Genomic DNA, 13289 nt, shown 5'->3' with positions numbered 1-13289 from the left:
GAAAATAAAAAAAACGGCAATCCGAAGATTGCCGGGAGGAATGTAGTGAAGCGACCTGACGTGGGTTGAGCGGGTCGCAGGGGCAAGCCCCGGTTTCGCCGCAGGCCATCAGGGATGACCACACGGCTTACAGCATGTCCGGACTGCGCTCGTTCAGTCCGCACCGCCACACACCTTCAGGGCTGACCCGCGAGCCACAGCTTGCGGGCCAGACCGATGAAATCAACTCGTTTACAGCATGCCCTGTACGGCAGCCTTCATTTCTGAGGGCCACACACCGACTTGAACCTGACCGATGTGCTCTTTTTGCAGCAGCAGCATGGCCAGACGGGATTGGCCGATGCCGCCGCCGATGGTCTGCGGCATCCGTGCGGCCAGCAGATCCTGATGCCAGTCGTACTGCAGGCGATCTTCGTCGCCGGTGATGGCGAGCTGGCGACGCAGCGCCTCGGCATCGACCCGGATCCCCATGGAGGAGATCTCGAAGCTGTCTTGCAGTACTGGGTTCCACACCAGAATGTCGCCGTTCAGACCCGCCAGACCCAGCTCGCTGTGGCTGCTCCAGTCGTCGTAATCTGGGGCGCGCACATCGTGGCGCTCGCCGTGGGAGAGGGCGCCGCCGATGCCGATCAGGAACACGGCCCCCAGCTCTTTGGCGATGGCGCGCTCGCGCCCCTTGGCATCGAGGTCCGGGTAGCGGGTCAGCAGCTCTTCGCTGTGCAGGAACTGGATCTCGGCCGGCAGGAAGGGGGTCAGCTCATGCTCGGCACAGACCGCGCGCTCGGTGGCCTTGATGGCAGCCCAGATGCCGCGCACGGTTTCCTGCAGATAGGCCAGATCGCGGCGCTCGCTCGGCATTACCTTCTCCCAGTCCCACTGATCCACGTAGACCGAGTGGATGGGGGTGAGCTTGTCTTCATCCGGACGCAGCGCCTTCATGTGGGTGTAGATCCCTTCACCCGGGCCGAAGCCGAAGCGACCCAGAGTCTGGCGCTTCCATTTGGCCAGTGAATGCACCACTTCGTAGCTGTGCTCCGGCAGGGTTTTCACTTTGACCTGCACTGCATTCTCGTGGCCAGAGAGGTTGTCCTGAGTGCCATCACCGACCCGGCTCAGAATGGGGGCTTGCACCTCCATCAGACCCAGTTGCTGGGCGAGTTGGCGGGAGAACATCTCTTTGACGAAGCTGATCTGCTGTTGGCTGCGAATGTAGTGCTGTTTCATGCTGAATTCCTGTTTCAAACCCCGTTGGATGTGGTGATTCTTCAACAGATTGGTGACTAAATTCAATATTCGATAATAGAAATAGGCTTTACGTGTTTTTTTCTTCAAAATAAGCCGTTGTTTAATGAGATATCGCCAACGGGAGTGCAAAAAAATGCCGGAAAATTACCGGATCGATAATCTCGATCAGGCCATCCTCACCGCCCTGATGGAGAATGCGCGGATCCCTTACGCCGAACTGGCGAAACAACTGGCGGTCAGCCCGGGCACCATTCATGTGCGGGTGGAGAAGATGAAGCAGGCGGGGATCATCGAGGGGACGCGGGTACAGGTGAATGCGAAGAAGCTGGGCTATGACGTCTGCTGCTTTATCGGGATCAATCTGAAGAGTGCCAAGGATTACCCCTCGGCGCTGGCCAAGCTGCAGGCGCTGGACGAGGTGGTGGAGGCCTACTACACCACCGGCCACTACAGCATCTTCATGAAGGTGATGACCCGCTCCATCGACGAGCTGCAGATCGTGTTGATCAACAAGATCCAGACCATCGACGAGATCCAGTCCACTGAAACGCTGATTTCGCTGCAAAACCCGATCCTGCGGGATGTGAAGCCTTGAGGTGGGTTGTATAAGGGGGAGGGTGTAGAGATCCATCTCCCGTGCGAAACCCTGACCCCTTGATCAGGGTTCGATATAGGGGATGCCGTACTTGTCGTAGAGGGCCTTGAGGCTGCCGTTTCGCTTCATGCGCAGCAGTTCGGCATCGTAGGCCGCCATCAGGGCTGGGGTCTGTGCATCCGCTCGTGCGCGGGCCCAGGTGTTGAAGTAGGGGCTGCTCTTGAGCGGTTTGGGCAGGTAATCGACCTTGCCTGTCAGCCCCTCCTCCTTGATCTGGGTGAAGGCGGTGACCAGCGGCATCGGCACGGTATCGATCCGTCCGGCCAGCAGTTTGCGCAGTTGCAGCTGGTTCATGGTGATCTCCTGAAACTGATAGGCCGGGTCGGTCATGGCCGCTGCCAGTTCAGGGGTGTAGGAGAAATCCTTGGTCACGCCGATGCGCCAGGGTTTGAGATCGGCCAGCGTTTCGTAGCGGATCTTCATCAGGTCCGCCTTGCGCACGAAGAAGTGCCAGCTGTGGCGAAGATGGGCCTGTTGGGGATAGATGAGATAACTCTCCCGCTCTGCCTTGTAGGAGTGGGTCATCACCAGATCGCAGGCGCCGGTTTCGGCATTGCGGGTGAGGCGGGCGCCGGAGTCGGCCAGCTCGATCCTAAAAGGCGTCTCCAGCTTGTCGAAGATGGCGGTGACGATGTCGATATCGAGTCCGCGGGGTTTCTGAGCGGCATCGAGAAACTTGAGCGGGGGCTCCATGGTGCCGCAGATCACCAGCTCTTTGGCGGGCAATCCGAGTGGACACAGCAACCAAAACAGGGGGATCACACGCAAACTACGTCTCCTGAGCCCGTTTGAAGATATTCCAAGACCTGATTCCAGTATATTGGATGGCACCTGATCCGTTAGAAGCGACTGTTTATGGCAAATCCTGAAATCGAGAGCCCGCTGGACGGGATCGACAAGTTGACCGTCTCGCTCTACCGCCTTGGCTTGAGTGCGGCAGCCCTGTTGCTGCTTTGCCGCGGTGCGGCGCTGCTGAGCGGGATGGCACTGCTCCCGTCGGCACAATGGTTGATGTCGCTGGCAGTGGCAAGCGCAATCTGCGGCTTCTCGCTGCATATCTACGACAAGCGGATTCGCCTGATTCTGCAGGGGTTTGGTTGGGGCGCACTGGCCCTGGCTGCGGTAGGGGCGCCGGATGCGCTGGTGCTGGGGGCGGCGTTGGCGACCCTCTCCGGGCTGGCGTTCAAGGAGCAGTTTTGCTTCGCCATTCCCGGCATCAAGCTGGTGCCCATTTTGTTGCCGGCGTTATGGCTGCTGGAGTGGTTGCGGGTGGAGTGGGCCGCCGCACTGGTGGCGCTGGTATGCGGGGCCCTGTTGACCTTGCTGGCGCTGGCCAAGTGGCGGATGCCCCTGCACTTCGATATCGGTGACAAGGGGCGTTACCAGATCTAGGTCTGCTGGCACACCTTCATCTGCTGGTTGAGGGCCTGCATCACCTGACGGCGGCTGATTATGCCGATCACCTTGCCCTGTTGCAGCACCGGGTAGATCTTGGGCTTGGCATCGGCCATCTGGCGAGCCAGATCCAGAATGCTCTCATCCGGCCCGACCGAGAGGGGCGAACGGTTCATCAGATCCTCCACCCGGGTGCGGGTATCGCAGTGGTAGCTGCCGGTGAGCAGGCTGGGGATGCAATCTTGTTCGGAAAGAAAGCCGATCAGCCGTTTCTGCTCATCCAGCACCGGCAGGCCGCCAAGACCCGATTGATGCAGGCGATCCAGCGCCTCGGCCAGGCCGAGTCCGGCAGTGAGTGTGTGGGTCAGGCGACCCATGTGGTGGTGTACTTTCAGCATGGTGGTGACTCCGCAAGAGGGGGATGCCGCCACTATGACGCGGGTGGGTGGCCCGCGACCAATGGCTTGTGCCGCAGGGATTGATAGGCACAAGCCATCGGCGGTGATCCGCTGGCAGGCGGGCTTCGTTCATGCAAGACCATGAAAGGGAAAGGAGATCGTATGCGTGCATTGGTTACGGGCTGTGGCCGTCGACTCGGATTTTATCTCTGTGAACAGCTGGTGGCAGCGGGCTGGCAGGTGACGGGCAGTTATCGCAGCGAGCGGCCGGAGCTGGCCACGCTGGCTGCATTGGGGGTCGAGCTGGTGCAGGCGGATTTTGGTCGGGAAGAGGACGTTGGCAAGCTGATCGATGTGCTGGCTGCCCATCAGGATCTGGCGCTGGTGATCCACAACGCCTCGGCCTTCGAGCCGCAGGCAACTGATCCGGCGGCGCAACTGGCCCAGTTCGAGCAGTTCTACCGGGTACACATGGCGGCCCCCTTCCAGCTCAACCGGGCGTTGGCCCCCCGGCTGGCCAGCAACCCCAACGCCAGCATCATTCACATCACCGATATCTATATCCATGCCCCGGCCCCCCGTTTTGCCTGCTATGTGGCGACCAAGGCGGGAGCCCATTCGCTGGCCATGAGCTTTGCCCGCGAGCTGGCGCCTGCGGTGCGGGTCAACACCATAGAGCCGGGGCCGATCCTGTTTCTCGATGAACATGACGAGAGCTGGCGCCAGCAGGTGTTGGCGAAAACACCGCTGGCGCGGGAGGGAGGGCTTGAGCCCATCTGGCAGGCGGTGCAGTTACTGATGGGGAACAGTTATATGACGGGTGCCAGCATCAAGGTGGATGGCGGTCGCGCGCTGGCCACCCTCTGAGGGGTTGCCGAGCAGCAACGGCCCCAGCCCGACCTGCCGGGTCAGCAAGCCCTTGCCGGGTTTGAACTTGCCCGACGGGGCGGGGAGCGTCACTTGCAGCGCCACCTTGGGGTCATGCACCTCGCCATGGCCATAGAGCTCGGCCAGCAGCTCCGCCAGATAGGAATCGACCTCTGCCGAGGCAAAGTCACCGCTCCTGTTGCTGGCCAGAATATCGATGTCGAGCGGCCGGTCGTGCACCTTGCAGAGCGGATCACTGCGATCTCGGCCGTGAGCTACCTCGAGGGCGACAAAGTGCTGCTTGAGGCGGGCGGCATCGAGCGGGCTCTCCACCACCAGCAGGCAGTTGAGAAAGTCGTGGCTGGAGTGCATTCCCACCGGCTTGGTGCGGATCACCGAACTCAGCCGCAGGGGGCCGACGTTCGCAAACAGCTCGGCCAGCACCCGGCTGACATGGATATGCGGGTCAAGATTGGAACCAATGCTACACAGATAGAACATGCTCACCTTCCCTGGGTTGGGCTCATCTGAAATGTATACGCAGCTCACGGTTATCGGATTAACTATGGCTTAACATTGTCTTATCTATTGTGATCCGGCACTGATTGGCAGAAAGGAGGTTTGCATGAGTGTGGAGCTGAAATGGGCGCTGTTGACCGCCTCGGGCGCGCTGGCGATGATCATGATTATCTGTCTGGCCTCTGTCGCGTTGGCGTGAATCACCACAATCCAGATAATACAAACCGGCCTGTTGGCCGGTTTTGTTTTTTGGGGCGGTGCGGCTATGCTGGCGCACCGGTGAGAATGCAAGAGAAGAGATGATGACCAAGGTTCGCCCACGCTCCCTGCTGCAGGTGGTATTGATGGGATTTGTGCTGGTATTGATGCCGCTGGGCGGCATGATCTGGCACAACAGCACCTCCCTTGCCCACCTCAGTCAGCTCACCAGCGACGAGATGGAGCGGGCAGTCAAGGATACCCGCCGCGCCACCCTGCTGACGGCGCAAGCCATCGATATCGAACGCACCTTGCGCCGCTTCGCGGTGCTGGGGGATCGTCGTAGTCTCACCAGCTACCAGCAGCAACTCGACGGGTATCGGGTGTTGCTGGCGGAACACCGTAACTCCATCACCGACGGCCAGCTTTACAGCGGGCTCGATCAGGGGCTGGCCTGGCTCGACAGCCTGCAGGATGCCGCGCTGGCCCGGGCGGCGGTAGCGGGGGACAAGCTCGAGCAGTTCAACGATGCCAACAAGCAGCTCGAAATAGTCACCCGCAGCCGGGTTGACGAACACATGGATCGGGTGCAGCTCACCATCGCCGGACTGACCAGCGAGCTCTGGTGGGTGAGCGGAGCGGTGGCGGCGCTCAGCCTGCTGATGGTCTTTATCTTCACCTACCTCATCATCCACCCGGTACGACAGATTGAGTCGCGCATCTTGAGTCTGGGTGCCGGGGTCGAACCCGATCCCAAGCCGGTTGACGGCCCTGCCGAGCTGGTATTGCTGGGGGAGCGGATCGTCTGGCTGCACGACAAACTCAAGGAGCTGGAGCTGCAGAAATACCAGTTCCTGCGCCATGTATCCCACGAGCTCAAGACCCCGCTGGCGGTGCTGCGGGAAGGGACGGATCTGCTCTGCGAGCAGCTGGTCGGGCCTTTGACGCCGGATCAGCTGGAGATCTGCCAGATGCTCGACGAGAACAGTCGGCGTTTGCAGACCCTGATCGAGCGGCTGCTCGACTTCAACCGGCTCAGTCAGCAGGAAGCCTTCGAACTGGAGCCCGTCCCCCTGCTGCCGATGTTGTCGGAACTTTCTGCCGAGTACCGGCTGGCATTGGAGTCCAAGCAGATCCGTGTACACTTGCCGACCGTGCCGGTTACCCTGTGGGCGGAGCCCTACCGGCTACGACTGATCCTCGATAACCTCTTCTCCAACGCCGTCAGTTACGGCGCCAGCGGGGGCAATATCTGGATCAGGGCAGGGCAGGATGAACAGATAAGCTGGCTGGAAGTGGCCAACGAGGGGCCCAAGATCCCCGTGGCCGATCAGCAACGCATTTTTGAACCCTTCGAGCAGGGCAGCACTGTGCGGCAAGGTCTCTTGAAAGGCTCGGGCATGGGCCTCTCCATCGCCCGTGAGTCTGCCAACAGCCTGGGGGGGGAACTGGTTCTGGTAGAGGATGAACAGGCTGATGTCTGTTTCAGGTTGACGTTGAAATGAGGACTATGAAGATACAACGCGTATTTCCAGCTCTGATGGCAGGGCTGCTCGCGGGTTGCTCCTTGCTGCCGCAACAGGCAGAGCGGGAGTCCTCCGATATCGCTTTTGCCAAGCGGATGGAGTTTGCCAACAAGGAGATGCAGGTGCGTCTGCAATACTCCGACTGGCTGCTGGCCAGTCACCCCCAGCAACGGGTGCAGGAGCGTCAGCGTCTGAAAGGGGCCGACGATCTGGAGAGCCGGGTCAGTCTGGCGATGGTGGACTCCCACCCCGCCGAATCGGTGGCCAATCGCACTGCCGGTCTGGCGCGCCTGAAGCAGATGTTGCCCGAACTGGGTCTCGATGCGCAGGCCTTTTTACGTAGCTGGATCGCCCTCGGCGAGCAGCTGCTGGCCCGCGACAGCCGTCGCGATGACCAGAGTCAGGAGATCCAGCGGCTGCGCCGCCAGATCGAGCAGCTGACCGCTATCGACGACCAGCTCAACCAGCGCAAGCTGAACGAGAATCGTGAGGTAATACCATGAGCCGGATCCTGTTGGTGGATGACGACGTCAGCCTGCTCAAACTGATGAGCATGCGGCTGCGCAGTCAGGGTTATGAAGTGGATACCGCCGACAGTGCGGAAGGGGCCCTCGACCGGTTGCGTCAGCAACGGGCCGATCTGGTGCTGAGCGATCTGCGGATGGCCGGCATGGACGGTCTGGCGCTGTTCGAGCGGATCCAGGCCCAGTGGTTGGGTTTGCCGGTGATCATCATGACCGCCCACGGCACCATCCCGGACGCCATTCAGGCGACCCGCTCCGGCGTCTTCAGCTTTCTGACCAAACCCATCAACAAGGATGAGCTGTTCGCCACCATCGAACATGCGCTGAGTCTGACGCGGCCGAAACAGCAGCAGGAGTGGCAGTCGCTGATCCTGACCCGCAATCCCCAGCTGGAGCAGCTGCTGATCCAGGCTCACAGCATCGCGACCATGGAGGTGCCGGTGCTGATCATGGGGCCGTCAGGCTCCGGCAAGGGGGCGATGGCGCAGGCGCTGCACCAGGCCAGCCAGCGGCGCGACAAGCCGCTCCATACCATCAACTGTGCCGCCATTCCGTGGGCGTCACTCGACTTGCAGCTGTTTGGTGAAGATGGCCACTCAGGGCTGTTCGAACAAGCCAAGGGGGCGACCCTGTTTCTCGACGAGATTGGCAGCCTCTCCGAATCTCTGCAGGCCAAGCTGCTGCAGGTGATGGAGGAGTATGGTCAGGGTACGCCGGAGGTGCGGGTGCTCAGCTCCAGCCATCAGGATCTGGTCAAGGCGATGGAGGAGGGGCGCTTTCGGGAAGATCTCTTCTACCGTCTCAACGTTGCCAATATCACCTTGCCGTCTCTCAGTGCCCGCAGCGAGGATATCCCCCTGCTGGCCCGTCAGGCGCTCGACGATTACCGTAGCCGCCACAGCGACTGCGCCGCCATGGGTTTTTCGCCCGAGTCGCTGGCGATGCTGGCGGCCGCTGCCTGGCCCGGCAACGTGCGCCAGCTCTGCAACGTGGTGGAGCAGCTCGCCAGCCTCTGTTGCAGTCCGGTGATCGGGGTCTCCATGGTGGAGTCCGCCCTGAGCGGTGGTGGCGGCGGCATCCCCTCGTTCAACGAGGCGCGGGCCGAATTCGAGAAGGAGTATCTGATCCGTTTGCTGCGCACCACCGAGGGCAACGTGACCCTGGCGGCCAACATGGCGGGCAGAAACCGTACCGATTTCTACAAGTTATTGAATCGGCACGGTATTGAAGCAGCAAACTTCAAATCGAAGGGATAAATCAGGCGGGATCAACTACCGCCGGAGCGGCATCGGCTTTCTGGGTTTTATGGGAGAGCCAGAGGCCGCTCGCCTTCATCAGGTAACCGAACAAGGCGCCAATGATGAGGGAGGGCAGGATCAGCCGCCACTCGCCAGCCGCCCCGAAGGTGGCACAGCAACCGGCAAAGGTGCCGGGAATGTAGCCGAGCCACTGCTGCTTGGCCTGTACGCACATCAGGGTTGCGACCACCCCCGTCATCACATAACCCGCCACACCCGCTCCCCACAGACTGTCGCCATGGATCAGCAGCAGTGCCCACAGCATGCCGCTGGTGTTGCAGAAGATGGTCTGCAGCAGCGCCTTGTAGCCACCGCTTGACGCGAAATAGCTGGTGCAGCCGAGAAAGCCGACCCAGGAGATAAGGCCGAACGCGACGGCAATCCAGCCCCAGACGGCGGAGAGAATTCCAGTGGTGATGGCGATGGCGATCAGTGGGCTCATGGGGCGACTCTTCAGTTGGCTTCGCAAAATGGGCAGCCTACCCCCGGCAATCGGGGCGGCAAGCGGGGGCCGAATTGTGTGTGATCTTCATCACCCTTTTCAACTCAGGAATACGCTTGCGCTCGCGAAAAAAATTCATTGGTGACCGGCCTGACAGTCGGCCATAGTTAGAGGCCCTGTCCTGCTCATGGAGTGAGTCTGATGGCGCCAAATGTGATCGTTCCCCTGCTGGTGTTCGTAGTCCTGTTTCTGGTCGGCACCATGGCCAAGGCACTGCCCCTGCACCACATGATGTAAATTTGTGTGAAATAAAAATCTGCCGGGGCGGGTCTTATCCATACTGCCTCACTCAGCCCCGGGAGTTTTTCATGTTGATCAAGCGTCGTACCGCCCACCCCCTCACCGAACAGGATGTCACCCCGGAAGCCGTCTATCAGGACCGCCGCCTTATTCTCAAGGGGCTGGGTCTGGGCGCGGCTACTCTGGCGTTTCCCACTCAGGCCGGAGTGCTCGACCTGCTGCGCGGCAAAGAGGATGCTCCCCAATTAGCCACAAAACCGCTCAACAGCAAGCCTGCCGATCGCCCGGCCAATCTGGTGCTGACACTGGAAGAGAAGGCCACCAGTTACAACAACTTCTATGAGCTGGGCACCGACAAGTCCGACCCGGTTCGCAACGGCCATTACCTCAAACCCGAACCCTGGACCCTCAAGGTGGAGGGGGAGGTGGCCAAGCCCTTTACCCTCGATGTGTGGGACCTCATCAACAAGAGCGAGCTGGAGGAGCGGATCTACCGGCTGCGCTGCGTTGAAGCCTGGTCCATGGTACTGCCCTGGAACGGCATCTCGCTGGCAGAGATCATCCGCCGTGCCGAGCCCACCAGTCGCGCCAAGTTTGTTGCCTTCGAAACCCTGTTTGATCCGAAACAGCTGCCGGGGCAGGCCTCCAGTCTGGGGGGCGGCATCGAGTATCCCTACGTCGAAGGGCTGCGTATCGACGAGGCGATGCACCCTCTCTCTTTCCTTGCGATGGGGCTCTACGGCAAGACCCTGCCCGCCCAGAATGGCGCGCCGATCCGGCTGGTGGTGCCGTGGAAGTACGGTTTCAAGAGCATCAAGAGCATCGTCTCGATCCGGCTGGTGGAGGAGATGCCGCCGACCACCTGGAACCTGCTGGCTCCCAACGAATATGGCTTCTACGCCAACGTCAACCCGCAGGTGGATCATCCGCGCTGGAGTCAGGCCAGCGAGCGCTTTATCGGCGAGGGCGGAGTGTTTGGCGCCAAGCGTCAGCCGACCCTGATGTTCAACGGCTATGGTGACGAAGTCGCCTCGCTCTATCAGGGGATGGATCTGCGCCAATGGTACTGAGATTGAAACCGGCCCATATCAGCGGCTTGCGGGCGCTGGTGCATCTGGGCTCCTTGGGTTTCCTGCTCTGGCTGGTTTTTGCCATTCCGGCAGGTGTGCTGGGGGGCGATCCGGTGCCCGAGCTTATTCACTACCTCGGCAAGGGGGCGCTCAACCTGCTGCTGCTCACCCTGCTGGTGTCGCCGCTGGCCAAGCGCTGGCGGCAGGGGCAGCTCATCAAGCTGCGCCGCCCCCTCGGGCTCTGGTGTTTTGCCTGGGCGCTGCTCCACTTCATGGCGTGGCTGGGGCTGGATCTGCAGTTTGACTGGGGCCTGATTGGCGGCGAGCTGGTCAAGCGCAGCTATATCGTGGTGGGGATGGTGGCATTGCTGCTGCTGGCCGCCCTCAGCATCACTTCACTGCCCGCATTGCAGCGCCGCATGGGCGCCGCATGGCAGAAGCTGCACAACTGGGTCTATGCCATCGCCCTGCTGGTGCCGGTGCACTATTGGTGGTCGCTCAAGAGCGGTTGGGGTGAGCCCCTCATCTACCTGCTGCTGGCCTGCGCCCTGCTCTGGCCGAGACGGGAGAAGCTGCTGCGCCCCATGCGGGGACGCTGGAATGCAAAAGAGGCCTAATCGGCCTCTTGTTGTTTTATCTCGCCGGTGTAGGCATCGACGATGAGATGCACCTTCTGATCCTGGCGATTGAGGGTTTTGACCTCGAATTTGTCCCCTTCCAGCTCCACTTCCCGAATGTCGTGATACCCTTGCGCCAGCAGGAGTTTGACCAGCCCGGCCATGTCGAGACGGCTCTGGGCCGCCCAGCTTGTGGCACTCAACAGGCAAAGGATCAGCAGGAAACTGCGCGGGATCATATTCATTCCGGATTCATGGCTGGCAGACTATAAACGCCATTATGTTAGGTTTTTGGAGATGAATCATCCATGAATAGAGCGCTCCCTCTGCTTGGGTTATTGCTGCCGTTGCTGGCACAGGCGGTCACGCCTGATGAAGCCATGCTGCAGCAAGCTGTCCATGAGGGACGGGTTCGGCCCTTCCATGAAATGATGGAGGTGGCGGCCAGATTACCGGTGCGGGTGTTGCGGGTGGATCTGGGGGAAGAGGATGGTATCTGGCTCTATGAACTGCGAGTCATCGATCGGGAAAACAGCGTGATCAAGGTAGCCTATCGGGCCGACAACCTTGAGCTGGTGTGGGCCAAGGGCCACCATCTGGAGCGGTTGTTCGAACCGCCCAAGCCCCCGGTCGAGGATGATGAATAACCCCTGTGTGGAAGCCTGTTCATGCGAATTCTGATTGTTGAAGACGAAAAAATTCTGGCTGGTCAGCTGGCCGAACAGCTGCGCCTCTCCGGCTTTGTCACCGACCTCTGCCACGATGGCAACGAGGCCGGTTTCCTCGGTGAGACCGAACCCTATGACGCCATCATTCTCGACCTCGGCCTGCCGGGGCGCGATGGCTTGAGCGTGCTGAAGGAGTGGCGCAGCAAGGGGATCGATACCCCTGTGCTGGTGCTGACCGCCCGTGGCCAGCTGCACGAGAAGATCGAGGGGCTCAACGCCGGTGCCGATGACTACCTTACCAAGCCGTTTCAGGTGGCCGAGCTGGTGGCGCGGGTCCATGCGCTGGTGCGCCGGGCGGCGGGCAATGCCAGCTCCATTCTGGAGATCGGCGGGGTGCGCCTCGATATGGCGGCGTCGCAGGTGTGGTACGAAGGGACCCCCATCAAGCTGACCGCCCACGAGTTCCGGGTGCTCGGTTATCTGATGCAGCATCGGGGCAAGGTGGTGTCGCGCAGCGAGCTGATCGACCACATCTATGCTCAGGATTTTGACCGCGACTCCAACACCGTCGAGGTGTTCATCGGCCGGATCCGCAAGAAGACCAACCCCGATCTGATTGAGACAGTGCGCGGCCTCGGGTACCGGATCAACGAATGAGGCTGGTGAGAACCCTGCGGGGGCGACTGCTCGCCATCGCGCTGGTGTGGTGCGGGCTGTTTCTGTTCGCCACCGGCTTCAGTCTGCAGACCATGATGCGCAACTACTGGCAGGAGGCGGAGGCCGACGGCCTGCGCCTGCAGCTTTATGATCTGCTCTCCCGGCTGGAAGTGGCCAAAACCGGCCTGCCGGTGGTCACCGGCTCCCTCTCCGATCCCCGCTTCAATCAACCCTACTCCGGCTACTACTGGCAGCTGGAGTTGGGCCGCGATGTGGTGGGGCGCTCCCGTTCCCTGTGGGATACCAACCTGAAGAGCGATGGCCTCAAGTCGGCGTTTGGCGATCCCGACCTCTTTGTCGGCAAGGGGCCCAACAAAGAGCCCCTGCTAATCATGACCCGTACCGTGCTGCTGCCCGGTTCGGATCGGGTGTTCACTCTGGTGATGGCCAAGGACAGCAGCGCCCTGACCCAGACCCTCAACAAGACCCGCATCAGCCTGTTCCTCGGTCTCGGCTTTGCCGCCGCCGGTCTGGTGCTCGGCTTCATGTTCCAGATCGTCTACGGCTTGCGGCCGCTGCACCTGCTGCGCCGCGAATTGGGGCGGGTTCACGAGGGTCATCAGGAGGGGTTCCGGTTGCGCTATCCGTTGGAGATCCAGCCGCTGGTGGAGGATATCAACCGGCTGCTGCACCACTACGGCGAGCTGCTGCAGCGGGCGCGATCCCACACCGGCAATCTGGCCCACGCCCTCAAGACGCCGCTCAGCATCATGCGCAATCAGGTGGCTCAATTGCCGCCGGAGGATCAGGCTGCCATCGGCGAGCAGCTCGACCAGATCCAGCGCCATATCGATTACCACCTCGGCAAGGCGCGGGTGACCGGCGCCGCCAAGATCCTCGGGGTCTCGAC

At 61.1% G+C, this 13289-nt stretch carries 18 protein-coding genes; 12 read left to right on the top strand and 6 right to left on the bottom strand.

The annotated features are described in order from the left end of the window. Positions 1-231 precede the first annotated feature (231 nt). A complete protein-coding gene (asnA, locus tag L972_RS19215; RefSeq protein WP_033135289.1) occupies positions 232-1224 on the bottom strand; it encodes an aspartate--ammonia ligase in 993 nt (330 codons plus the stop codon). Positions 1225-1378: 154 nt separating this feature from the next. Here asnA and asnC point away from each other — a divergent pair, with 154 nt between their 5' ends. Next, the gene (asnC, locus tag L972_RS19210; RefSeq protein ID WP_033135290.1) at positions 1379-1840 is read left to right on the top strand and encodes a transcriptional regulator AsnC; all 462 of its coding nucleotides are present in this window, start codon (positions 1379-1381) and stop codon (positions 1838-1840) included. A 63-nt stretch (positions 1841-1903) separates the two neighbouring features. Here the strand turns inward: asnC and L972_RS19205 are convergent, their stop codons facing one another. Continuing rightward, entirely contained in the window at positions 1904-2668 is a 765-nt protein-coding gene (locus tag L972_RS19205; protein ID WP_047440357.1) for a substrate-binding periplasmic protein, read from the bottom strand. Between the two features lie 87 nt (positions 2669-2755). Between L972_RS19205 and L972_RS19200 the strand changes: the two genes are divergently transcribed. Continuing rightward, complete coding sequence (locus L972_RS19200; protein WP_047440355.1) at positions 2756-3292, top strand: DUF2301 domain-containing membrane protein; 537 nt, start codon at positions 2756-2758, stop codon at positions 3290-3292. Here the strand turns inward: L972_RS19200 and L972_RS19195 are convergent. Then, entirely contained in the window at positions 3289-3693 is a 405-nt protein-coding gene (locus L972_RS19195; protein WP_021231463.1) for a CBS domain-containing protein, read from the bottom strand. The genes L972_RS19200 and L972_RS19195 overlap by 4 nt on opposite strands. 162 nt (positions 3694-3855) lie before the next feature. Between L972_RS19195 and L972_RS19190 the strand changes: the two genes are divergently transcribed. Next, positions 3856-4560, top strand: a complete 705-nt coding sequence (locus tag L972_RS19190; RefSeq protein ID WP_047440352.1) for an SDR family oxidoreductase — start codon at positions 3856-3858, stop codon at positions 4558-4560. Here the strand turns inward: L972_RS19190 and L972_RS19185 are convergent. Beyond that, positions 4486-5061 carry a 2-amino-4-hydroxy-6-hydroxymethyldihydropteridine diphosphokinase gene (locus L972_RS19185; RefSeq protein ID WP_047440350.1) on the bottom strand — a complete coding sequence of 192 codons (576 nt, stop codon included), beginning with the start codon at positions 5059-5061 and terminating at the stop codon, positions 4486-4488. The two genes, L972_RS19190 and L972_RS19185, sit on opposite strands and share 75 nt — an antisense overlap. A 124-nt stretch (positions 5062-5185) precedes the next feature. Here L972_RS19185 and cydH point away from each other — a divergent pair, with 124 nt between their 5' ends. From cydH to L972_RS19170, 4 genes are all read left to right on the top strand, one after another. Then, positions 5186-5278 (top strand): cytochrome bd-I oxidase subunit CydH, encoded by a 93-nt coding sequence (gene cydH / locus L972_RS21565; protein WP_005339800.1) that lies wholly within the window; start codon positions 5186-5188, stop codon positions 5276-5278. 103 nt (positions 5279-5381) lie between these two features. Then, positions 5382-6782: a sensor histidine kinase gene (locus L972_RS19180; RefSeq protein WP_047440386.1), complete on the top strand. Its 1401-nt coding sequence runs from the start codon at positions 5382-5384 to the stop codon at positions 6780-6782. After that, positions 6779-7306, top strand: coding sequence for a hypothetical protein (locus tag L972_RS19175; RefSeq protein WP_005356347.1), 528 nt, complete (start codon positions 6779-6781; stop codon positions 7304-7306). The genes L972_RS19180 and L972_RS19175 overlap by 4 nt, the downstream gene beginning before the upstream one ends. Then, a complete protein-coding gene (locus L972_RS19170; protein ID WP_047440349.1) occupies positions 7303-8583 on the top strand; it encodes a sigma 54-interacting transcriptional regulator in 1281 nt (426 codons plus the stop codon). The genes L972_RS19175 and L972_RS19170 overlap by 4 nt, the downstream gene beginning before the upstream one ends. A 1-nt stretch (position 8584) precedes the next feature. Here L972_RS19170 and L972_RS19165 read toward each other — a convergent pair whose 3' ends face one another. Further along, positions 8585-9067, bottom strand: a complete 483-nt coding sequence (locus L972_RS19165; RefSeq protein ID WP_005339809.1) for a DUF1097 domain-containing protein — start codon at positions 9065-9067, stop codon at positions 8585-8587. A 368-nt stretch (positions 9068-9435) separates the two neighbouring features. Between L972_RS19165 and msrP the strand changes: the two genes are divergently transcribed. Then, positions 9436-10437 carry a protein-methionine-sulfoxide reductase catalytic subunit MsrP gene (gene msrP / locus L972_RS19160; RefSeq protein WP_047440346.1) on the top strand — a complete coding sequence of 334 codons (1002 nt, stop codon included), beginning with the start codon at positions 9436-9438 and terminating at the stop codon, positions 10435-10437. Continuing rightward, positions 10428-11054, top strand: coding sequence for a protein-methionine-sulfoxide reductase heme-binding subunit MsrQ (msrQ, locus tag L972_RS19155; RefSeq protein ID WP_047440345.1), 627 nt, complete (start codon positions 10428-10430; stop codon positions 11052-11054). The genes msrP and msrQ overlap by 10 nt, the downstream gene beginning before the upstream one ends. Here the strand turns inward: msrQ and L972_RS19150 are convergent. After that, the gene (locus tag L972_RS19150) at positions 11051-11299 is read right to left on the bottom strand and encodes a PepSY domain-containing protein (RefSeq protein ID WP_013724184.1); all 249 of its coding nucleotides are present in this window, start codon (positions 11297-11299) and stop codon (positions 11051-11053) included. The genes msrQ and L972_RS19150 overlap by 4 nt on opposite strands. 63 nt (positions 11300-11362) lie before the next feature. On the opposite strand from L972_RS19150, the gene L972_RS19145 reads away from it, so the two are divergent. The 3 genes from L972_RS19145 to L972_RS21175 all read left to right on the top strand — a co-directional run. Continuing rightward, positions 11363-11701 carry a PepSY domain-containing protein gene (locus L972_RS19145; RefSeq protein ID WP_005339825.1) on the top strand — a complete coding sequence of 113 codons (339 nt, stop codon included), beginning with the start codon at positions 11363-11365 and terminating at the stop codon, positions 11699-11701. Positions 11702-11722: 21 nt separating this feature from the next. Further along, a complete protein-coding gene (locus L972_RS19140) occupies positions 11723-12379 on the top strand; it encodes a response regulator transcription factor (protein ID WP_005339826.1) in 657 nt (218 codons plus the stop codon). After that, a partial coding sequence (locus tag L972_RS21175; RefSeq protein ID WP_047440394.1) for a HAMP domain-containing histidine kinase occupies positions 12376-13289 on the top strand: 914 nt, incomplete at its 3' end. The genes L972_RS19140 and L972_RS21175, both read left to right, overlap by 4 nt.

The organism is Aeromonas sp. ZOR0001, from assembly GCF_000801015.1.
GTDB lineage: Bacteria > Pseudomonadota > Gammaproteobacteria > Enterobacterales > Aeromonadaceae > Aeromonas > Aeromonas veronii.
Note: the sequence above shows the minus strand (reverse complement) of the source record. Positions and strands in the feature narration are given on the sequence as shown.